The organism is Variovorax sp. GW821-FHT09D05 (assembly GCF_059416325.1).
Genome location: NZ_JBWKOZ010000008.1, coordinates 348494 through 368511 on the forward strand (window position 1 = coordinate 348494; position 20018 = coordinate 368511).

Annotated in this window: 19 protein-coding genes and 1 riboswitch; of the genes, 10 read left to right on the forward strand and 9 right to left on the reverse strand. The window is 67.5% G+C overall.

The window, feature by feature from the left end:
• Positions 1 to 10: 10 nt before the first annotated feature.
• Together AC07O3_RS23190 and ahcY are read right to left on the reverse strand one after the other, a co-directional pair.
• Positions 11 to 793 carry a TlyA family RNA methyltransferase gene (locus AC07O3_RS23190; protein WP_495340431.1) on the reverse strand — a complete coding sequence of 261 codons (783 nt, stop codon included), beginning with the start codon at positions 791 to 793 and terminating at the stop codon, positions 11 to 13.
• Between the two features lie 10 nt (positions 794 to 803).
• Complete coding sequence (ahcY, locus tag AC07O3_RS23195; RefSeq protein WP_093078405.1) at positions 804 to 2243, reverse strand: adenosylhomocysteinase; 1440 nt, start codon at positions 2241 to 2243, stop codon at positions 804 to 806.
• 66 nt (positions 2244 to 2309) lie between these two features.
• Positions 2310 to 2380: riboswitch (S-adenosyl-L-homocysteine riboswitch) on the reverse strand.
• A 194-nt stretch (positions 2381 to 2574) separates the two neighbouring features.
• On the opposite strand from ahcY, the gene AC07O3_RS23200 reads away from it, so the two are divergent.
• The 8 genes from AC07O3_RS23200 to AC07O3_RS23235 all read left to right on the forward strand — a co-directional run bounded on the left by AC07O3_RS23200 (position 2575) and on the right by AC07O3_RS23235 (position 10855).
• On the forward strand, positions 2575 to 4608 hold the full coding sequence (locus tag AC07O3_RS23200; RefSeq protein WP_495340432.1) for a hypothetical protein: 2034 nt from the start codon (positions 2575 to 2577) through the stop codon (positions 4606 to 4608).
• A gap of 147 nt (positions 4609 to 4755) precedes the next feature.
• Positions 4756 to 5406 carry a hypothetical protein gene (locus AC07O3_RS23205; protein ID WP_093177320.1) on the forward strand — a complete coding sequence of 217 codons (651 nt, stop codon included), beginning with the start codon at positions 4756 to 4758 and terminating at the stop codon, positions 5404 to 5406.
• Positions 5407 to 5558: 152 nt separating this feature from the next.
• A complete protein-coding gene (gene phaP, locus AC07O3_RS23210; protein WP_093056706.1) occupies positions 5559 to 6053 on the forward strand; it encodes a TIGR01841 family phasin in 495 nt (164 codons plus the stop codon).
• Between the two features lie 14 nt (positions 6054 to 6067).
• Positions 6068 to 6988 carry an alpha/beta fold hydrolase gene (locus tag AC07O3_RS23215; RefSeq protein WP_495340433.1) on the forward strand — a complete coding sequence of 307 codons (921 nt, stop codon included), beginning with the start codon at positions 6068 to 6070 and terminating at the stop codon, positions 6986 to 6988.
• A 31-nt stretch (positions 6989 to 7019) separates the two neighbouring features.
• Entirely contained in the window at positions 7020 to 7448 is a 429-nt protein-coding gene (locus tag AC07O3_RS23220; RefSeq protein WP_495340434.1) for a hypothetical protein, read from the forward strand.
• Positions 7445 to 8518 carry an alpha/beta fold hydrolase gene (locus AC07O3_RS23225; RefSeq protein WP_426390514.1) on the forward strand — a complete coding sequence of 358 codons (1074 nt, stop codon included), beginning with the start codon at positions 7445 to 7447 and terminating at the stop codon, positions 8516 to 8518. Before AC07O3_RS23220 ends, AC07O3_RS23225 begins: the two co-directional genes overlap by 4 nt.
• Positions 8515 to 9129 (forward strand): GNAT family N-acetyltransferase, encoded by a 615-nt coding sequence (locus AC07O3_RS23230; protein WP_093056710.1) that lies wholly within the window; start codon positions 8515 to 8517, stop codon positions 9127 to 9129. Before AC07O3_RS23225 ends, AC07O3_RS23230 begins: the two co-directional genes overlap by 4 nt.
• A 97-nt stretch (positions 9130 to 9226) precedes the next feature.
• Positions 9227 to 10855: a peptide chain release factor 3 gene (locus AC07O3_RS23235; RefSeq protein ID WP_093056711.1), complete on the forward strand. Its 1629-nt coding sequence runs from the start codon at positions 9227 to 9229 to the stop codon at positions 10853 to 10855.
• A 7-nt stretch (positions 10856 to 10862) separates the two neighbouring features.
• On the opposite strand, the gene AC07O3_RS23240 is transcribed toward AC07O3_RS23235, so the two are convergent.
• The 3 genes from AC07O3_RS23240 to AC07O3_RS23250 are packed head-to-tail and all read right to left on the reverse strand — an operon-like array spanning position 10863 to position 13515.
• The gene (locus AC07O3_RS23240; protein ID WP_495340435.1) at positions 10863 to 11666 is read right to left on the reverse strand and encodes an ABC transporter permease; all 804 of its coding nucleotides are present in this window, start codon (positions 11664 to 11666) and stop codon (positions 10863 to 10865) included.
• 5 nt (positions 11667 to 11671) lie between these two features.
• Positions 11672 to 12523 (reverse strand): ABC transporter permease, encoded by an 852-nt coding sequence (locus AC07O3_RS23245; protein WP_495340436.1) that lies wholly within the window; start codon positions 12521 to 12523, stop codon positions 11672 to 11674.
• Complete coding sequence (locus AC07O3_RS23250) at positions 12520 to 13515, reverse strand: ABC transporter ATP-binding protein (RefSeq protein WP_495340437.1); 996 nt, start codon at positions 13513 to 13515, stop codon at positions 12520 to 12522. The genes AC07O3_RS23245 and AC07O3_RS23250 overlap by 4 nt, the downstream gene beginning before the upstream one ends.
• A 97-nt stretch (positions 13516 to 13612) precedes the next feature.
• On the opposite strand from AC07O3_RS23250, the gene AC07O3_RS23255 reads away from it, so the two are divergent.
• Positions 13613 to 14470 carry an HAD-IIB family hydrolase gene (locus AC07O3_RS23255; protein WP_495340438.1) on the forward strand — a complete coding sequence of 286 codons (858 nt, stop codon included), beginning with the start codon at positions 13613 to 13615 and terminating at the stop codon, positions 14468 to 14470.
• A gap of 53 nt (positions 14471 to 14523) precedes the next feature.
• Here the strand turns inward: AC07O3_RS23255 and AC07O3_RS23260 are convergent, their stop codons facing one another.
• On the reverse strand, positions 14524 to 15735 hold the full coding sequence (locus AC07O3_RS23260; RefSeq protein ID WP_495340439.1) for a porin: 1212 nt from the start codon (positions 15733 to 15735) through the stop codon (positions 14524 to 14526).
• 199 nt (positions 15736 to 15934) lie between these two features.
• Positions 15935 to 17182: an MFS transporter gene (locus AC07O3_RS23265; RefSeq protein WP_440532787.1), complete on the reverse strand. Its 1248-nt coding sequence runs from the start codon at positions 17180 to 17182 to the stop codon at positions 15935 to 15937.
• Positions 17183 to 17270: 88 nt separating this feature from the next.
• On the opposite strand from AC07O3_RS23265, the gene AC07O3_RS23270 reads away from it, so the two are divergent.
• Positions 17271 to 17840 carry a TetR/AcrR family transcriptional regulator gene (locus AC07O3_RS23270; RefSeq protein WP_093056718.1) on the forward strand — a complete coding sequence of 190 codons (570 nt, stop codon included), beginning with the start codon at positions 17271 to 17273 and terminating at the stop codon, positions 17838 to 17840.
• Here AC07O3_RS23270 and AC07O3_RS23275 read toward each other — a convergent pair.
• Positions 17827 to 18810: a Bug family tripartite tricarboxylate transporter substrate binding protein gene (locus AC07O3_RS23275; protein WP_495340440.1), complete on the reverse strand. Its 984-nt coding sequence runs from the start codon at positions 18808 to 18810 to the stop codon at positions 17827 to 17829. The genes AC07O3_RS23270 and AC07O3_RS23275 overlap by 14 nt on opposite strands.
• A gap of 150 nt (positions 18811 to 18960) precedes the next feature.
• The gene (locus AC07O3_RS23280; protein WP_495340441.1) at positions 18961 to 20001 is read right to left on the reverse strand and encodes a histone deacetylase family protein; all 1041 of its coding nucleotides are present in this window, start codon (positions 19999 to 20001) and stop codon (positions 18961 to 18963) included.
• Positions 20002 to 20018: the final 17 nt, after the last annotated feature.

Sequence of the window (20018 nt, forward strand, 5' to 3'; positions counted from 1 at the left end):
CTGCGTCTCCTTAGGAACCGTCGTTCGCGTCCTGGACGGCACGAACGGCGTGAATGAAAAACTCGCGGTTGCCGTCGCCTCCGGCGATCGGGCTGTCGAACCACTGCAGCACCCGCAGGCCGAGCGCCTCGCAGGCATCGTGCAGGCGCTTCTCGACCACCGCATACATCGACTCGTCGCGCACGATGCCGCCCTTGCCGACCTGGCCGGGCTGCAGTTCGAACTGCGGCTTGACCAGCATCAGCAGACGCCCGTAGTCGGCCAGGAATTCGACCACCGCAGGCAGCACCAGCGTGAGCGAAATGAACGAGAGGTCGCCAACGATCAGGTCGAAACGCGACTCGCCTTCTTCTTCCAGGTCATCGGGCGACAACGCACGCGCATTGACGCCTTCGATGGCAACCACGCGCTCGTCCTCGCGCAGCCGTGCATGCAGCTGCCCGTGGCCGACATCGACGCCAACCACCTTCGCGGCACCGCGCTGCAGCAGGCAATCGGTAAACCCGCCGGTCGACTGGCCCACGTCGAGGCACAGCTTGCCGGAGGGATCGACGCCGCTCTCGGCCAACGCGCCTTCGAGCTTGAGCCCGCCGCGCGACACATAGCGTGCCTCGGCAGCATCGGCGAGCTCGAGCTCGGCCGACTCGGGCACGTCGTCCTTGTTCTTGACGACCGAGCGCCACGCGTCGCTCGTGCCCGCGTCGCGCCAGCGCAGGCCGCCGGCAATGAGCCGCACCGCTTGCGAACGCGACGCGGCCAGGCCGCGCTCCACCAACAGTTGATCAGCGCGCATCCGTTGTCGATCAGTAGCGGTACGTGTCCGGCTTGTACGGGCCGTTCTTGCTCACGCCGATGTAGGCGGCCTGCGCGTCGGTCAGCTCGGTGAGCATGGCGCCGACCTTCTTCAGGTGCAGGCGCGCGACCTTCTCGTCGAGGTGCTTGGGCAGCACGTAGACCTTGCCGGCCTGGTAGGCGTCGGGCTTGGTGAACAGCTCGATCTGGGCGATGGTCTGGTTCGCGAACGACGACGACATCACGAAGCTCGGGTGGCCCGTGCCGCAGCCCAGGTTCACGAGGCGGCCCTTGGCCAACAGGATGATCTTCTTGCCGTCCGGGAACTTGATGTGGTCGACCTGCGGCTTGATTTCTTCCCACTCGTACTTCTCGATCGACGCGACGTCGATCTCGTTGTCGAAGTGGCCGATGTTGCAGACGATGGCCTGGTCCTTCATCTTGGCCATCGTGTCGTGCGTGATGACGTCCTTGTTGCCGGTGGTGGTCACGAAGATGTCGGCCTTGTCGGCGGCGTATTCCATCGTCACGACCTTGTAGCCTTCCATCGCGGCCTGCAGGGCGTTGATCGGGTCGATCTCGGTGACCCACACTTGCGCCGACAGTGCGCGCAGTGCCTGTGCCGAGCCCTTGCCCACGTCGCCGTAGCCGGCCACGCAGGCCACCTTGCCGGCGATCATCACGTCGGTGGCGCGCTTGATGCCGTCCACCAGCGACTCGCGGCAGCCGTACAGGTTGTCGAACTTGCTCTTGGTGACCGAGTCGTTCACGTTGATGGCGCGGAACAGCAGCGTGCCCTTGGCGCTCATCTCGTTCAGGCGGTGCACGCCGGTGGTGGTTTCCTCGGTCACGCCGATGATCTCGGCCGACTTGCGGGTGTACCAGGTCGAATCGACGGCCAGCTTGGCCTTGATGGCAGCGAAAAGAATGCGCTCTTCCTCGCTGCCCGGGTTGGCGAGCACGCCCAGGTCCTTCTCGGCGCGCTGGCCCAGGTGCATCAGCAGCGTGGCGTCGCCGCCGTCGTCCAGGATCATGTTCGGGCCTTCGCCCTTCGAGTCCTTGGGACCGAAGTCGAAGATGGCGTGGGTGTAGTCCCAGTAATCCTTCAGCGACTCGCCCTTGATGGCGAACACCGGCGTACCTGCCGCGGCGATGGCGGCGGCGGCGTGGTCCTGCGTCGAGAAGATGTTGCACGAGGCCCAGCGCACGGTCGCGCCTAGCGCCTGCAGCGTCTCGATCAGCACGGCCGTTTGAATGGTCATGTGCAGCGAGCCCGTGATGCGCGCGCCCTTCAGCGGCTGCGCCTTCGAGAACTCTTCGCGGATGGCCATCAGGCCGGGCATCTCGGTTTCCGCGATCTTGATTTCCTTGCGGCCCCAGGCGGCGAGGGACAGGTCGGCGATCGCCTGGTCGGCGGTCGAAACGGGGGTGGGCTTGAGAACAGCGCTCATGGGAACTCCAACAAAACTGGTTTGAAAGATGCCGCTGCGTACGGGGAACGGACTCACCGCAAGAACAGCGGGTGAGCGTGGTTGCGATGTGTGGTCCGAGCCTCACGCCTGACGGCGCTGCAACGCTCCTCGGAACGGCGGATTGTAGACGGGGCAAGAGCCTGCGCCAATGCTCGGGGCTTGGCTGACATTTGTCACCCTCGGAGTGACATTGACCTCTGGTTACGATTTCCTCAGGTTTGGTTCAGCAGCCAACCGGCCTGTTGTCGAGCCTATCTGAAAACAAAAGGGCACAAAAATGAGGATGACGAGGAATCTTGCGAGTTGGTGCATGGTCGCCTTGCTTGCGGCTTGCGGGGGAGGAGGCGGCGGCTCCGGTGGCCTTTCGCTGTCGTCGGGCGGCAGCGGCAAGCCAGAGGTCGCGGCCGGCAAGACCCTGGGCGCGGACGCGCGCAACGGCAGCTATCGCGTCTACGCGGCCAATGGCACGCAACAGCAACTGGCGGTCGATTTCGACGCCGGCAGCTACACGATGACGGACAACCTCGGCCTGGCCGAGTCCGGCACTTTCAGCGAAGACTTCACCGAGCCGGGGACCTACGTCTTTGCCAGCAGTCGGATCACGACTGCGGCCAACACCTCGCGCTTCCGGGTGACGACGGACGCCATCGTCGGTGCCTTCCCGTTCCAGACCGCGTACTCGAGCCCCGCTGCGTATGCCGCGCAGCCCTTCATAGCCGCGCGCGACTTCGTGGCTGACGCCGCATTGCTCGACAGCGACTACAACCGCCTCGGCATAACACGCAACGGCGCCGGCGCTTCGGACTCGCAAATCCTGTCCATGCGCGTCTCCGGCACCGGCACGACGCTCGAGATCTGTCTCGACAACGTGGTCTACCGAATCGCCTTGTGTCCCGCCACGTCGAAGCGAACCTACACAATCGCCGCAGACATCGACAGCGCGTGGGTTGCGACCAACATTGCCGATGCCGCTGACACAGTGAGGTTCCGGATGGCGCGCATCGGCGGCCAGAACGTCTATCTGGCGGCGGGCACCAGCTCGACTGCGCCGGCCACCCAGCTCTTGAGGATCGGTCTGCCCGACTCTTCGAACTGGCCCACCACCCGCGGCATCGGCGCATCGACCACGGGCAGTTGGGGCAGCAACCTGATCGACACCGCCAACTCGGTGCGCACAGCCACCAGCACGGACGGCACCTACGGCACCCTGACGATGCCGATAGGCGGCACCTTTCCGCTGCCGCCCGAAGGCATCCGCACCGTCAACAGCGGCGGCGCGAGCAGCTACTTCGCGATGCAGAACGGCCTGCTCTCGGTGGTCGTCGGTTCGCGCAACCCCAACACGCAGGGCTACATCCAGATCAACCTGATCGACACCGGCACCGCGCCCGACGCACGCAACGGCCGCTACAAGGTCTACGCCACCAACGGCACGCGGCAGACGCTGGCGCTTAACCTCGACAGCAAGCGCTACGAGATGACCGACGAGGCCGGCACCGTCGCCTCCGGCAGCTTCGCCGAAGACACGGCAGAAGCCGGCAGCTTCGTCTTCGACAGCAGCCGCATCACAAGCCCGGTGAACACGGCGCGCTTCCGCCTTGCGACGGACACGGTGGTCGGATCGTTCCCGTTCGCTGTCGCGCAGGTCACGCCGGTGAGCTATGGCGTGCGGCCGTTCGTCGCATCGCGTGCGCTGGTGAAGACGCAGGCAGCTCTCGACGGCGTCTACAACCGTCTGGGCATCAACCTGACGGCCACCACCGGCGATTCGTCGATCACGCAGGTCCAGATCGCCAACGGAGGCGCCACGCTCTACCTGTGCAACGACAACGGGATCTACCGCATCGACAACTGCCCTGCAGCCTCCCTGCGGACCTACACCGTGTCGGCCGGCCCGACCGTCGACACCTGGCACATCGTGAGCGTGACCAATCCCTCCGACAACGGCAACTTCGGGATCGCACGCATCGGTGGCGAGAACGTCTACCTCGGGGCCGGCGTCAGCTCCTCGACGCCCACGATCTCGCAGTTCCGCATCGGCCTGCCGGAGCGCGCGACATGGCCCACCATCGCCGCACGCGGTGGCGCTACCAACGGCAGCTGGGGCGGAACGTCCATCGACGCCGTCAACTACGCCCGCGCGCAGGTGCTACCCGACGGCACCACGGCCACGCTCAGTGCGACGCTGGGTTCGATGGGCACGATCGGCCCGCTCAACATGCGCGCGGCAACGTTCGGCGGCACCGCGTTCCACTTCGCAAGCCAGAGCAGCAAGCTCTTCGCGATGGTCGGCTCGCGCAACCCGGCCACGGCCGGCGCGCTTGAAATCGGCCTGATCGACTGACGCTCCAGGCTCTTCGTAAAAAGGCCGCACACCGCATCGCGCGGAGTGCGGCCTTTTTTCTTACTCATTCAGGCCTAAGTCGGCGGTCTGCACGATTCGCCGCCGCGACGTACATTGGCCGGACTCCCATCGCCCCCGAAAGCCACCATGCCGATTTCCCTGTCCAGCGCGTCCAAAGCCCTGCTCGCCACCACCGCCACCGCCCTTTGCCTGACCGCCGCCGTGCTGCCGGTCACCGCATCGGCGCAGAGCCCCGACACCGTACGCATCCGCGGCACCATCGTGCGCGTCGATGCCAACACCCTCGTCGTGCAGGACCGCGGCGGCGAGGTCGTCTCGCTCGCACGCCCGGCCGAGATGGCCGTGTCCGAGGTCTACCGCATCAAGCTGTCCGACATCAAGCGCGGCAGCTTCATCGGCACCGCCGCCATGCCGCAGGCCGACGGTACGCAGAAGGCGCTCGAAGTGGTGGTGTTCCCCGAGGCTGCGCGCGGAACGGGCGAAGGCCACCGCCCATGGGACCTGCTGCCCCAGAGCACCATGACCAACGCCACGGTCGCCGACCTGGCCGCGGCGCCGAAGTCGGTGCGCGGCGGCCAGCAGCTGCGGCTGACCTACAAGGGTGGCGAGAAGACCGTCATCGTGCCGCCCGATGTGCCCGTGGTCACCTTCCGCCCCGGCACCGACGCGCTGCTGGTGCCCGGCGCCCACGTGCTGGTCAATGCGCAGGAGAAGAACGGCACGCCCACGGCATTGCGCGTCACGGCCGGCCGCAACGGCTTCGCGCCGCCGATGTAAGAAGAAGCCCGGCACCCAAGGGAAATCCCGCAGGCATTTTTGTCGCTGCGGCAACCTCCGGTGCATCTGTGCGGCGTATCGTGGCGAGGGACTTTTGCCGCCAGGCTGGTCCCTGCCATCCAACCGTTCACCGTCACAGGAGATTCCGCACCATGGCCACTGCCAAGAAAGCCGCCGCCAAGAAGACCACCGCCAGCAGCAGCACCGCCAGCGCGAAGACGGCGATGCCGACCGCCGCGGACATGCTCAATCCGCTGAAGGGCATGGCCGACAAGCTGCAGAACCTCAACCTGACCGGCGGTGCCGGCAAGCTGCTGGAGAGCGGCCGCAAGGACCTGGCGGCGCTGATGCAGGCCAACGAGAAGTCCTACCAGGGCCTGCAGACCGTCGTGCAGCGGCAGACCGAGATGATCAAGAGCGCGATTGCCGAATGGCAGACCGCCGCCAAGGCAATGCCGGGCAAGGACCCGAAGGAAAACCTGGCCAAGCTCGACGAACTCGGCCGCCAGTCTTTCCAGCGCGCCATCGACGACATCAAGGAGCTGGCCAACCTCGCCGCCAAGTCGCAGGCCGACGCCTTCGACGTGGTGCGCCAGCGCATCCAGGCCAACGTGGACGAAGTGACGAAGCTGCTGCAGCGCAAGTAAGCCGGGCCGCAGCCATGACCGCAGTCCCGCCCCGCGTCGAGCAGCGCACGCGCGCCAACGGCATCGAGCTCGCCTGGGACAGCTTCGGCGACGCCGGTGCACCGCCGCTGCTGCTGGTCATGGGCCTCGGCGCGCAGATGGTGGCGTGGGACGACGCGTTCTGCGCCCGGCTCGCCGAAGCCGGCGGGCACCGCGTGATCCGCTTCGACAACCGCGACATCGGCCATTCGACGCATCTCTCGCACCTCGGCGTGCCCGACATCCAGGCACTGATGGCGCAGGCGATGGCGGGCCAGCCGCTGCGAACGCCCTACAACCTGCGCGACATGGCCGCCGACTGCGTCGGGCTGCTCGACGCGCTGGGCATCGCGCGTGCCCACATCGTGGGCGCCTCGATGGGCGGCGCCATCGGGCAGGAGCTGTGCATCCACCACCCGCACCGCATGCTGTCGTTCACCAGCATCATGTCGACCACCGGCGCTCCGGGCCTGCCGCCGCCCACGCCCGAGGCGATGGCCGTGCTGTTCACGCCTTCGCCGACGACCTTCGAGGCCTACCTGCCGCACTACGCCAGGGTGTGGCGCGTGCTGCGCGGCCCGTCTGACTTTCCGCTCGATGAGGCGCGCGACGCCGAAAAGGCCCAGCTCGTGTTCCTGCGCGGCCTCAACCCGGCCGGCGTGGCACGGCAGCTCGCGGCCATCCTGGCCTCGGGCAACCGCAAGCCCGCGCTGCGCGACGCGCGCGTGCCAACGCTGGTGATCCACGGCGACGCCGATCCGCTGGTGCCGGTGGCCTGCGGAGTCGACGTGGCCGATGCCATCCCGGGCGCGCAGCTGCTGCGCATTCCGCGCATGGGCCACGCGCTGCCCATTCCGATGTGGCCGCAGATCGTCGACGCCATTGCCGCGCACACGGCGCGGCACCCGAACACCTGACACAAGAACGACAGACAAGGGAGCACCTGCCATGAACCAGTTCTCCCCGCTCGACCCGATGGCGATGTGGCGCGAGCTCACCGCCCAGTGGGAAAAGAGCACCAACGAGTTCGCCAACGAAGCCATGGCCTCCGACCCTTTCCGCCAGGGCATGCACGGCGGCATGAACGCCTCGCTCACCGCGCAGAAGGCGCTGGGCGATCTGATGGCGCGCTACCTGACGCTGCTGAACCTGCCCACGCGCGCCGACCTCCAGGTGCTGGGCGAGCAACTGCAGCGCATCGACGACCACCTTGCGCGCATCGCCCGTGCGGTGGAAGGCGGCTCCGGCCCCGCGCCGATTGCGCAAGCTGCTGCACCGAAGCCGCGCCGCACGCGCCAGCCGCCGAGCCCGCCGCCGGCCGCAACGGCGAAGCCGGCCCGCAGCACGCGCAAGCCAGCAGGAAAGCGCCCGGCATGACCACCGCCCTCGATGCCTTCGCCCTGCCCGACATCGGCGCAGAGATCGAGCGCGCGATCCAGCGCAACATCAAGGGCCTGGATTTCCTCACCTCGGCCACGCCCACCGTCGGCCAGACGCCGAAGGACGAGATCCACCGGCGCGGCACGCTGAGCCTGTACCACTACCGCCCGATGGTCGACGAGATCTACCGCGTGCCGGTGCTGATCGTCATGGCAACCACCAACCGCGGCTACATCCTCGACCTTGCTCCGGGCCAGAGCATGGTCGAGCACCTGCTGCTGCAGGGCTACGACGTCTACATGATGGACTGGAACGCGCCGCGCCCCGACGAGAAGCGCCTGCGCATCGAAGACTACGTGCTCGACTTCATCCCCGATTCGCTGCGGCGCGTGCAGGAACGCTCGGGCGAGGAAGACGTCACACTCATCGGTTACTGCATGGGCGGCGTGCTCTCCACGCTCTATGCGGCGCTGCACCCCGGCGGGCCAATGAAGAACCTTGCGCTCTTCACCACGCCGATCGACTTCAGCCACATGAAGATGTTCCATGCGTGGTCGGACAAGCGCTACTTCGACGTCGACCGGCTGGTCGACACCGTGGGCAACGTGCCGCCCGAGATGCTGTTCGCCTCCTTCGACATGCTGCGCCCGGCGGGCCGCAGCGCAGGCGTGGTGCAGCTGTGGGACAACATGGACAACGACGAGTTCGTCAAGTCGTACCGCATGTTCGATCGCTGGGGCACCGAGATGCTTCCGCTGGCCGGCGAGTATTTCCGCCAGACCGTTAAGGAACTCATGTGGGGCAACAAGCTGCACAAGGGCGAACTGACGCTCGGCGGGCGCAAGGTGCTGCTGAAGAACATCAAGGTGCCGGTGCTGCACGCGCTCGCGCAGCATGACCACATCGTTCCGTATGAAGCGGGGCAGCCGCTGATTGCCGGCATCGGCTCGGCCGACAAGGAAGAAGTGGTGCTCAAGGGCGGCCACGTCAGCCTTGCCGCCGGCCCCAACGCAGTGCGCAGGCTGTGGCCCAAACTCGACGAATGGCTTGGAGTGCGATCGACATGACCATCACCGCCGTTTCCGATTCCTTTTCGCGGACCTATCCGCGCACCGTGACGAGCAGCGAAGGCAACATTGTCCTGCGCCTGATGACCGCGGACGACGCTGCGGCCGTGCTGGCCTTCGCGCAGGCACTGCCCGCGCACGACCTGCTCTTTTTGCCGCGCGACATCACCCAGCCCAAGGTGATGAACGCCTGGGTGCGTGCCATCGAGCGCGGCGACATCGACAGCGTGCTCGCGGTGCGCGAAGCCGCGGTACTTGGCTGCGCGGCGGTGATCCGCGATCCGCACTCGTGGTCCAGTCACGTCGCCGAACTGCGCGTGCTGGCCGCGCCCGAGCAGCGCGGCAGCGGCCTGGGCCAGCGGCTCGCGCGCGAGGCCTGCTCGCTGGCCATCGAGCGCGGAGCGGAAAAACTCGTCGCCCGCATGACCGTCGACCAGCGCAGCGCCATCGCTGTCTTCCAGGCCCTGGGCTTCCGCCCCGAGGCGCTGCTGAGCAAGCACGTGAAGGACTGGCAGGGCGTGACGCACGACCTCGTGGTGCTGAGCCACGACGTGGCGCGGTTCGAGGCGCAGATGCGGGCGTACGGGATGAACGAAGCGCTCGGAGCCTGAAAGAAGCAGGCGTCTGCGGGGGTGCTTTGCCAGGGCCGGACGGGGCGCAAACCGCCGCCCTTCTAAAATCGCGGCATTCCCCCGCAGATTGCCCACCTTGTCTTTTGTTGCCGAAACCCGCCGCCGCCGCACCTTCGCGATCATTTCCCACCCTGACGCCGGCAAGACCACGCTGACCGAAAAGCTGCTGCTTTTCTCTGGCGCGATCCAGATCGCCGGCTCGGTGAAGGCGCGCAAGGCCTCGCGCCATGCCACCTCCGACTGGATGGAAATCGAAAAGCAGCGCGGCATCTCGGTGGCCTCGTCGGTCATGCAGATGCTGTATCGCGACCACGTCATCAACCTGCTCGACACGCCCGGCCACAAGGACTTCTCGGAAGACACGTACCGCGTGCTCACCGCCGTCGACTCGGCCCTGATGGTGATCGACGCGGCCAACGGCGTGGAAGCGCAGACGCGGCGGCTGATCGAAGTCTGCCGCCAGCGCGACACGCCCATCATCACTTTCGTCAACAAGATGGACCGCGAAGTGCGCGAGCCGCTGGACATCCTCGACGAGGTGGAGCGCGAGCTCGGCATGCCCTGCGTGCCCATGACCTGGCCCGTGGGCCAGGGCAAGACCTTCCGAGGGATCATGAACCTGCGCACGCAGGCGATGACGGTGTTCGAGTCGGGCAGCGAACGTCTGCCGCAGGACTTCGAGACCATCCCGCTGAGCGAGCGCGACACGCTCACCAAGCGCTTCGGCGCCGACTTCGAGACCGCCATGGACAGCATGGAGCTGGCCACCGGCGCATCGCCCACCTGGGACCGCGAAGCCTTCCTGGCCGGCAAGCAGACACCCGTGTTCTTCGGCTCCGGCGTGAACAACTTCGGCGTGATGGAAGTGCTCGACGCGCTGGTCGACCTTGCGCCTTCGCCGCAGTCGCGCACCAGCACCACCATGGTCAACCGCCAGCCGGTGGTGAAGGAGATCCAGCCCGAGGACAAGGACTTCGCGGGCGTGGTCTTCAAGGTGCAGGCCAACATGGACGCCAACCACCGCGACCGCATCGCCTTCGTGCGCATGGCCTCGGGCAAGTACACGCCGGGCATGAAGCTCAAGGTGCAGCGCACCTCGAAGGAACTGCGCCCCACCAGCGTGGTGACCTTCATGAGCCAGCGCCGCGAGGCGGTGGAAGAGGCCTACGCGGGCGACATCGTGGGCTTTACCACCCACGGCGGCGTGCAGCTGGGCGACACCATCACCGACGGCGCGAGCCTGCAGTTCACCGGGCTGCCGTTCTTCGCGCCCGAGCTGTTCATGACCGTGATCCTGAAGAACCCGCTGCGCACCAAGCAGCTGCAGCAGGGCCTGGCCCAGCTCGGCGAGGAAGGTGCGATCCAGGTGTTCCGCCCCGAGGTCGGCGGCCCGATGCTGCTGGGCGCGGTCGGCCAACTGCAGTTCGAAGTGGTGCAGCACCGCCTGAAGGCCGAGTACGACGCCGACGTGCGGCTCGAAGGTTGCCAGTACACCGGTGCGCGCTGGATCACGGCTGACACGCCGGCTGAGCTGCGCGAGTTCGTCAACGCGTACCCGGTGCGCATGGCCAAGGACGCGGCCGATACGCTGGCCTTCCTGTGCACGTCGCCGTACGACGTGCGGCTGGCGCAGGAGCGATTTCCGAAGATCCACTTTCATCCGCTGCGGGAGCATGCGGGGTTGGCGCTGCAGAGCGCCGGTTGATGGCACGCTAGCTGCCCGTCGAGGCGTAGTGGCGTAACCCGAAGCGCCAAGCCCCGAACGCCGCCGCGAGAAACACGAATCCCGCGAGCGGCGACACCATGCCCACCCACCCGGGCGCCCCCAGCGGATCGGCCTTGCCCAGAATTGCCAGCACCGGGTAATAAGCCACGCAGGCCAGCGGCACGATGAAGGTCAGCACGCGGCGGAACCACTGCGCATACAGTGCCAACGGATACTGCGCCGCCTGCACGCCGCCGTAAGTCAGCACATTGGCGATCTCCAGGCTCTCGACGGTCCAGAACGACAGCGTGCCCTGCAGCACCAGGATGCCCAGGAACAGCGCGACGCCGCCGGCAACGGCGAACAGGGCGATCGCCACCGTGGCCGGAGTCCATGCGATGGCCGCCTGATGCGTGGCGAACACGATCACCGCCACACCCTGCAGCAAGCGCCCTGCGCGGCTGATGCGGAAGTCGTTGCCCATCAACTGCAGCGCGAGCGAACGCGGGCGCAGCAGCAGGCGGTCGAAGGCACCTGTGCGCAGGAACTCCGTGCCGAGCACGTCGAAGCCTCGACCGAGCGCATCGGCCAGCGCGAACATGCAGTTCACCAGCCCGTAGAACAGCGCCACCTCGCCGATGTGCCAGCCCTGCACTTCACCGAAGCGATGGAACAGCGCCCAGACGGCGACCACCTCGATGCCGGAGCCGAGGAACTGGCCGACGGTCAGCATCAGCGCCGAGGCCGGATAGCGCGCCTGCCCGCCGATGGACGCGCCGACCAAGCGGAAGAAAAGCGGAAGCGATCCCATCGCGTTCACCCGCCCTGCACCTGCAGGCCGCGCATGGTGCGGCCCATGGCGAAATGGCCGAAGGCCACGAGCACCGCGATCCAGAAAGCCTGCAGCCCCAAGCCGCCGACGGCCTGCCAACCCTGCAGCTGCCCGAAGTACAGGCGAGCCGGAATGTCCATCAAACCGGCCAGCGGCTGGATCAGCAGCGCGGTCTGCCAGCCATCGGGCAGCATCGCTAGCGGCAGCAGGTTGCCCGAGAGCACGATGACCATCGGCGTGGCCACCGCGCTGATGCCGCGTTCGTTGAGCGCGGCGGTGGCGGCCACATTCAGAAGCATCACCATCGACGTCGAAAGCAGCAGCGCGAGCACGGCCGACAGCATGAATGCGAGCCCCGCCGCAACGCCCGCCGGCAGTTGCCAGGCCCACTCGCCGAGGCCGGCCAGCGGCAGCACGACCATCGCGAACGCAGCCATCAGCGCCACGCGCGGCAGCACGCGCGCCGCGATCCAGCCGGCGCTGCGCGCGAACCACAGCGCATAGGCATCGACGGGCCGCAGCCGGTCGTAGGCGACGGCGCCGGTGCGCACCGCCTGCCCCACCTCCGGGTCGCCCAGCCAGGGCAGCAGCACGAGCAGCCCCTGCGCGAGCCAGGTGTATGTGATGGCCTGCGCGAGCGACATCGAGCTGCTCGCGCCCGTGGTGGCCGCGTGGCCGTAGAAGGCCGCGAACACCATCACCTTGATGCCACCCCACCAGCACTGCGTGGCGAAGCCGGCGAGCGCGGCGGTGCGGTACTGCAGCATCTGCAGGAAGCGCGACGCGAAGGCCGCGAAGTAGGGCCTCGCAAGATCGCGCGGGCTGGTCGCCGTCATGCCTCGGCCGCTCCATGCATGGCATAGAAGCGCGCGATAACGGCTTCGATCGCCAGCCCTTCGAGGCGGATGTCTTCCACCGCATGCGCAGCGGCGATGCGCGCGATCAGCGCGGGCGCGGCGGTCTGCGCCGGGTCGAAGTCGAGCACCAGTGTCTGTCCGTCGCGCGAATGCACGCGTGCGCCGGCCACTTCCACGGGCAGCTCGGCGTCCTGCGCAAAGTCGACCACCAGCCGGCGCTCGGCCATCACCTGCGCGCGCAGCGCCTCCACCGGGCTGTCGGCCAGCACGCGGCCGTGGCCGATGACGATCACGCGGCGGGCCAGCGCCTCGATGTCATGCATGTCGTGCGTGGTCAGCAGCACGGTGGTACCGCGCTCGCGGTTGGCGCGGCGCACGAAGTCGCGCACGGCGAGTTTCGACGGCGCGTCGAGCCCGATGGTCGGCTCGTCGAGAAAAAGAATGTCGGGTTCGTGCAACAGCGCCGCAGCAATTTCTGCGCGCATGCGCTGGCCCAGCGAGAGCTGGCGCACCGGCTGGTCGAGCACACGCTCCAGATGCAGCAGCGCGACCAGCTCGTCGCGCGTGCGGCGATAGCGCACCGGGTCCACGCGGTAGATGTCGCGCAGCAGGTCGAAGCCGTCGCCCACGGGCAGGTCCCACCACAGCTGCGTGCGCTGGCCGAAGACCACTCCGATGCGCGCCACGTGCCGCTCGCGGTCTGCAAACGGGTCGCGCCCGTCAACTTCCACGCGCCCGCCGTCGGGCCGCAGGATGCCCGAGAGGATCTTGATCGTGGTCGACTTGCCCGCGCCGTTCGGCCCGATGAAGCCGAGCAACTCGCCGCGCTCGAGCGAGAACGAGACGCCCGACAGCGCCTCCACCGTGCGATGGCGGCGCTGCACGAGCCCGCGCAGCGCGCCCATCACGCCGGGGTCGCGCTCGGAGATTCGGTAGGTCTTGCGGAGGTGGTCGACGAGGATGTGGGGCATGAAGGGCGCCGCGCCGGCCTCGATGGCGCGGCGGGGGCGGGATGCTACACGAAGAAGGCACAAGTACGATCACCGACTCTCCCCAACATTCCTCGCCATGCCCTCGCTGCCCGCCTCGCCCCACCACCTGCTGCCGCTGACCCGCTGGGAGGCGACGGCACGCAGCGCGCTCGTCGGCGTCTTCACCGACATCGACGACACGCTGACCCACGACGGCGCGATCACGCCCGATGCGCTGCAGGCGCTGGGCGATCTCAAGGCCGCGGGGCTGTCCGTGGTGGCAATCACCGGCCGGCCGGTGGGCTGGAGCCTGCCCTTCGTCAATGCCTGGCCCGTCGATGCCATCGTGGCGGAGAACGGTGCAGTTGCGCTGCTGCCAGCGGCCGGCGGCCGGGTCTGGAAGCGCTACCAGCAGGATGCGGCCACCCGCGCCGCCAACTTCGCGCGCATGCAGACCGTGCTGGCGCGCATCGAGCGCGAATTTCCGGGCGTCGGGCGCGCCACCGATTCGCCGGGGCGCGAGACCGACATCGCCATCGACCACAGCGAATTCGTGCAGCTCAGCGACGCCACCATCGCGCAGGTGGTGGCGCTGATGCGCGGCGAGGGCATGCACGCAACCGTGAGCAGCATCCACATCAACGGCTGGTACGGCGACAACGACAAGCTCGAAGGCGCGCGCTGGATCGTGCGCGAACTGTGGGGCCGCACGCTCGACGACGAAATGGACCGCTGGGCCTACGTGGGCGACTCCACCAACGACCAGCTGATGTTTCGCACCTTCGCGCACAGCATCGGCGTGGCGAACGTCGCGCGCTTCGTACCGCAGCTGGAGCACCTGCCGCGCTACGTGACGCAGGGCGAGCGCGGCTCGGGTTTTGCAGAGGCGGCGCGCGCCGTGCTGTCGGCACGAATGCAACAAGGAAATAAAAAAAGCCCGCACGAGGCGGGCTAAAAGGATCGGCCTGGAGACCCTTGGAGAAAACTCGAGAGGACTGACTACCCGGCTCAGAACGCGTGGCGAATGCCGAACTCGTAGCCCATCGACGACTTGGGCTGCAGCGCGGCCCGGTTGAACGCGACGACATACGACGGGCCGGCGCCGACCGTGTTGCCCGCGCCGTTCTTGTTGCTGACGCGCGCGATCGTGCCGTAGAGCGCGGTGCGCTTCGACAGGTTGTGCACGTAGCCCAGTGCGAGCTTGTTGGACTTCGGATCGGGGGCGTTCAAGACGCCGAGAGCCGGCACGCGGTTGAAGTCGTACTTGACCTGCGAGTACGAAGCACGGATCTGGCCCGGGCCGATCGGCACGGTCACGCCGATCAGGTAGCCGGTCAGGTCCACGTCCGGCACACGGGTGAAGACATTCAGCGGGTCGCGCTGGTCCTTCGAACGCGAGTACTCACCGAACAGCTTGGCCACGCCGAAGTCGTAGGTTGCGCCGAGGTTGAAGGTCTTGATCTTGCCCGGGCGCGCCACGGCCGCGGCGCCGGAGCCAGTCGTGAAGCTCGTGTCGTTCTGCGCATAGCTGGCGGCCACGTCGAGCGGGCCGGCTGCATAGCCGACGCGCCCGCCGATGTGGCGACCGGTGTTGGTCTTGTCGGCGCCGGCCACGGAGTCCGGCGAGGTGCGGGTGAGCTCATGCAGGCTGTAGCCCACGTTGCCGTAGAAGCCGCCCAGGTTGCGCGGCAGGAAGTACTGCACCATGTTGCCGGCGCGCTTGTACGTGCTGTTGCTGCCGTAGCCGGTGCCCGACACGCTGGTTTCGTTGGCGTCGATGATCAGCGAGCCGCCGATGCCGGTGTCGGCGAACGGATCGAACTGCTCTTCGTTCAGCACGGTGGCGGTCTTGTCACGGCCGAGGCGGATTTCGCCGAAGCTGCCGGCAAGGCTCACCGTCGAGCGGCGGCTGAAATTGCTGAGGCCAGTGGCGCCGTCGTCGTTGGTGATCGGGGACTCGAGCCAGAAGCTGGCCGACAGGCCGCCGCCCAGGTCCTCCACGCCGCGGAAGCCGAGGCGGCTGGAGCTCAGGCCCGAATTGGCCAGTTCGGTGCGGCTGGCCTTCACGCTGTAGAAGGGGCCGAAGGGGTTCGTCGACTCGCTCTTGTTCGATACGTTGCGGTAGGCGGCGTCGACCACGCCGAACAGCGTTACGGTCGATTGCGCCGACGCGGCACCACAAGCCGCAAGGGTGGCCAGAACAAGCAGGGATTTTTTCATTCGTATCACTCCAGGATGGGGAATTCGCCGCTCCGTATCGGGCGCGACAGTTAAGAAGTCCGGGCCTTTGCGCCACAGGACTGCATCCGAGTGTTTCTTCGCTAGAAGACGAATGAATTACATAGGGTTAACGCTTAATTGACGAAGGGATACCGCACTTGACATGTGTGAGCTGCGCGCCCTTGCGCGCCATTGCGCGTCAATGCGCGCCACGGCGTAACACCGACCACTGGTTCCAGACGCCGAAAGCAGCGATCAGCAGCAGCACCGCCGCATAGCCTTCCGTCGTATTCAGCAACCCCAGTGGCGCCACCAGGAAGCCCGCCAGCATCGCGGGCAGGCTGAACGCGAGATAGCTCACGACGAAGATCGCCGCGAACAGTTCGCCGCGCTCGTGCGATTGCGCCAGTGGCGCCAGCGTTTGCACCAGCGCCGAGAACGCACCGCCGAAGCCGATGCCCGCCACCGCGGTGCCAACGAAGAACAGCGCGAGCGAACGAGTGGCAAGCGAGGCGAGCAGCAGCCCCAGCCCGACCGCGATGCTGGCCATGCCGAGGATGGCTGGGCGAGGTGCAGCGAAGCGGCCGAGCAAGGTAGGCGCGATCGCGCCCATACCGGAGAGCACCGCCACCGTGAGTCCGTTGACCACGCCGTTGTCGATGCCGAAAACATGCAGCATCAACGACGGCGCGAGCGACAGATACAACCCGCCGAGCGCCCACACCACGACGAACACCGGCAGCCCGCGCACGAACTCGGCCCGTGCGCGCACGGGAATCGACACGCGCGGCACCAGCGAGGCCAGCGCACCGGCGCGCGGCGTGACGGTTTCGGGCATCCACAGCACCACCGCCGCGCCCAGCGCGAACACCGCGGCCAGTACGCCGAAAACCAGCATCACCGGCTGAACCGAGAACTTCACCGCCACACCCGTCAGCAACGCGCCCAACGCCAGGCCGGCCAGCGGAGACACGCTCGTGATCAGCGCCCCCAGCCGCTTGCGCGAAGCCGGCGCAGCCTCGACCACCGCCGCGCTCAGCGCGCCGCTAGCGATGCCCGTGGCCACGCCCTGCACCACGCGAGCGACGATCAGCCCGCCGATGCCGTGCGCCAGCAGGAAGAGCCCCATCGCCACCGCCTGCAGCACCAGCGCCGCCAGCACCACCGGCCGCCGCCCGATGTGGTCAGACAGCGAACCCGCCACCAGCAGCGAGATCAGCAACGCAATCGCATAGATCGCAAAAGCCACCGTGAGCAGCGATGACGAAAAGTGCCAGGCGTGCTGGAACACCACGAACAGCGGCGACGGTGCAGCCGCCGCGAAGAAGAAGGCGAACAGCACGGCGGCCAGCAACGGAAAAGCCGCGCGTGCCGGCAAGCGCCAGGGCTTGGCGCGGGCGGCGAGGTCGGAGGTGCTGACCGCGAGGTCGGGGCAGGTGGATGGCATGGCGAATCCTTAACGCAACTTTTTTTGCTTTTGTGATTCTAGACCTGGGAATCAACTAAAGCAAATATCTTTGCGTTAAAGTCCGAACATGAACGACATCGCCCTTCCCCACAAACGCCCCGGCGGCCGCAGCGCGCAGGTGCAGGCGCTGGTGCGCACCGCCCTTGAAGAACTCGTGGCCGAACAAGGGCGGGAGCGTGTGACGGTGCCGGCAGTGGCCGAGCGCGCGGGCGTCAGCGCCTCCAGCATCTACCGGCGCTGGGGCGATCTGCAGGGGTTATTGGCGGAGACGGCCACCCACCGGCTGGACCCGAACCGCCCACTGCCAGACACCGGCGCGCTACGGGCCGACCTCGAAGCCTGGGCGCGCGAACTCATCGAGCACCTGGCCAAGCCGTGCAACACCTCGCTGCTGAAAGCCGCGGCCGCGCTGGCCAACGGCGATTCGGACACCGACTGCCTGCGCAACCGCCGCAAGGAGGCGCTGACGCTGGTCGAGCAGGCACGCGCCCGCGGCGAGCACGCGCCGGAGCCGCAGCAGGTGATCGATCACCTGATTGCGCCGATCGTGTTTCGCCTTGTGTTTGGAGCGGACCCGGTGAAGCCGGAGTTGGCGGCGCGGCTGGTGGACGAACTGTTCGTGCTCAGTTCGTCTTGACTTCCTTCGCCAGCCCCAGCTTGTCGATGATCACCTTCTCCCTCACCACCGTCTCCTGCGCAAACTTGGTGTACGTCGCCGAGCTCATGTAGTTCGGCAGCATGTCGTAGCGCCCCAGCGCGGTCACGTAGCTCGGCTCTTCCATCGCCTGTTTGAACGCGTCGTGCAGCTTCTTCACCACCTCGGGCGGCGTGCCCTTGGGCGCGCCGATGCCGAAGGGCGAGTTCTGCACCACGTCGTAGCCCAGCTCCTTCAGCGTGGGCGCGTCGGGGAACTTGGCCAGGCGCTTCTCGCCCCAGGTGTTCAGCACGCGCAGCTTGCCCGCCTCGACCTGCGGCGCGAAGCCGGTGCTGTCGGCGGCGGCCATCAGCTGGCCGCTGACCACCGCGAGCATCAGGTCGGCGCTGCCCTTGTAGGGCACGTGCTGCAGCTCGATGCCAGCCTTCTGCGCGACGATCTCGGTCGTCAGGTGCGGGCTGGTCAGCGTGCCGGTGGAGCCGTAGGTGAGCTTGCCGGGGTTGGCCTTGGCGTAGGCAACGAAGTCGGCCCAGGTCTTGAAGGGGCTGTTGGCCGGCACGACGATGCCGAAGGCGTAGCCCGTGACGTTGATGACGTACGTGATGTCCTTCAGCGGGTCCCAGTTGATCTTGGTGGTGTAGCCCAGGCGGAACACGCCGAGCGGGATCTGCGCGACGGTGTAGCCATCGGGCTGCGAGGTCTGCAGCGCCTGCGCGGGCAGCGTGCCGCCCGCGCCGGGCTTGTTGTCGATGATCACCGGCTGGCCGAGGATCTTGCTCGCGTTCTCCGCGAGCTGGCGCATGGTGATGTCGGTCGGGCCGCCGGCCGGGAAGGCGATCACCAGCTTGATGGGCTTGGCGGGAAAGCCCTGCGCGAACGCCGCCATGGGAGAAACAAGGCCGCAAGCGGCAAGCGCGACGGCGGCGCGGAGAAATGTGGTGCGGCGGAGCATGGCTGACTGGATCCTGACTTTGAAAGCGCCGATTGGGCCCCGCCCCGTTGGGGAAGGCAATCGGGGCTCCCCTGATTTCCCGGGGAAAACAGGGCCATTCGCGGCATCCGAGTCGCCTGCGCGTCAGCGCAGCACGAGAGGCGGGCAGGGCTACGCCTGCCCGAAACCTTCGAGCACGTTCACCGCATTCACGCCCACTTCGGCCACCGCGTAGCCGCCCTCGAAGACGAACACCGTCGGCAGTCCCGCGCGCGCCAGGTCTTCACCCATGCGCAGGTAGTCGTCGCTCTTGAGCTTGAAGCCCGAGATCGGGTCGCCCTCGAAGGTGTCGACGCCGAGCGAGACCACGAGCGCGCCGGCCTTCACCGCCGCGATGCGCTCGAGCGCGGCCTTCAGCGCCGCGCGCCAGGCCGCGAAGTCCGTGCCGCGCGGCAGCGGCAGGTTGTGATTGAAGCCTTCGCCCTGCCCCGCGCCGCGCTCGTCGGCGTGGCCCAGGTAATACGGGTAGTCGGTCAGCGGGTCGCCGTGCAGGCTCGCGAAGTGCACGTCGCTGCGCTCGTAGAAGATGGCCTGCGTGCCGTTGCCGTGGTGGTAGTCCACATCGAGCACGGCCACGCGTTCGACGCCCGCGTCACGCAGCGCCTGCGCCGCGACGGCGGCGTTGTTGAGGAAGCAATAGCCGCCGAAGAAGTCGGCGCCGGCATGGTGGCCCGGCGGCCGCGAGAGCGAGAAGGCCGCGCGCTCGCCGCCAATGACGCGCTGCGCCGCAGTCCACGCACAGGCCGCGCCATGCCGCGCCGCCGCCCAGCTGCCGGCCATCAGCGGCGTGCCCGCATCGAAAGAGAACAGCCCCATGCGCGCCGGAAAGCTCTTCGGCAGCACGTCGGTGCGCATGCCGCGCGTGGGCCAGTACGAAGGCAGCGCATCACGCGAGACGTTGGTCGGGTCGAGCGCGACCCACTCGTCCCATGCATGCGCGATGAAGTCCAGGTAGCGCGGCGCATGCACTTTGGCCAGCAGCGCCTCGTCGAAGGCATCGGGCGCCTGCAGCGTGCCGAAGCCCCTGCGCTCCAGCTCATGCTTCACATGATCGACGCGGGCGGGCACCTCGAAGCACGGCACGAGTTCGCCGCGGAACATCTCGACTTTGCCCTGATGAAGAACGTGCTGGTCGTTGTAGATGGTGAGCATGGAGAAAAGCAGGATCG

Coding starts and splice junctions, on each gene's coding strand:
- AC07O3_RS23270 (WP_093056718.1), top strand. CDS start 17,271: ATGAACGACATCGCCCTTCCCCACAAACGCCCCGGCGGCCGCAGCGCG.
- AC07O3_RS23250 (WP_495340437.1), bottom strand. CDS start 13,515: ATGCCCCACATCCTCGTCGACCACCTCCGCAAGACCTACCGAATCTCC.
- AC07O3_RS23265 (WP_440532787.1), bottom strand. CDS start 17,182: ATGCCATCCACCTGCCCCGACCTCGCGGTCAGCACCTCCGACCTCGCC.
- AC07O3_RS23200 (WP_495340432.1), top strand. CDS start 2,575: ATGGTCGCCTTGCTTGCGGCTTGCGGGGGAGGAGGCGGCGGCTCCGGT.
- AC07O3_RS23220 (WP_495340434.1), top strand. CDS start 7,020: ATGAACCAGTTCTCCCCGCTCGACCCGATGGCGATGTGGCGCGAGCTC.
- AC07O3_RS23205 (WP_093177320.1), top strand. CDS start 4,756: ATGCCGATTTCCCTGTCCAGCGCGTCCAAAGCCCTGCTCGCCACCACC.
- AC07O3_RS23215 (WP_495340433.1), top strand. CDS start 6,068: ATGACCGCAGTCCCGCCCCGCGTCGAGCAGCGCACGCGCGCCAACGGC.
- AC07O3_RS23230 (WP_093056710.1), top strand. CDS start 8,515: ATGACCATCACCGCCGTTTCCGATTCCTTTTCGCGGACCTATCCGCGC.
- AC07O3_RS23190 (WP_495340431.1), bottom strand. CDS start 793: ATGCGCGCTGATCAACTGTTGGTGGAGCGCGGCCTGGCCGCGTCGCGT.
- AC07O3_RS23255 (WP_495340438.1), top strand. CDS start 13,613: ATGCCCTCGCTGCCCGCCTCGCCCCACCACCTGCTGCCGCTGACCCGC.
- AC07O3_RS23240 (WP_495340435.1), bottom strand. CDS start 11,666: ATGGGATCGCTTCCGCTTTTCTTCCGCTTGGTCGGCGCGTCCATCGGC.
- AC07O3_RS23260 (WP_495340439.1), bottom strand. CDS start 15,735: ATGAAAAAATCCCTGCTTGTTCTGGCCACCCTTGCGGCTTGTGGTGCC.
- phaP (WP_093056706.1), top strand. CDS start 5,559: ATGGCCACTGCCAAGAAAGCCGCCGCCAAGAAGACCACCGCCAGCAGC.
- ahcY (WP_093078405.1), bottom strand. CDS start 2,243: ATGAGCGCTGTTCTCAAGCCCACCCCCGTTTCGACCGCCGACCAGGCG.
- AC07O3_RS23280 (WP_495340441.1), bottom strand. CDS start 20,001: ATGCTCACCATCTACAACGACCAGCACGTTCTTCATCAGGGCAAAGTC.
- AC07O3_RS23275 (WP_495340440.1), bottom strand. CDS start 18,810: ATGCTCCGCCGCACCACATTTCTCCGCGCCGCCGTCGCGCTTGCCGCT.
- AC07O3_RS23225 (WP_426390514.1), top strand. CDS start 7,445: ATGACCACCGCCCTCGATGCCTTCGCCCTGCCCGACATCGGCGCAGAG.
- AC07O3_RS23245 (WP_495340436.1), bottom strand. CDS start 12,523: ATGACGGCGACCAGCCCGCGCGATCTTGCGAGGCCCTACTTCGCGGCC.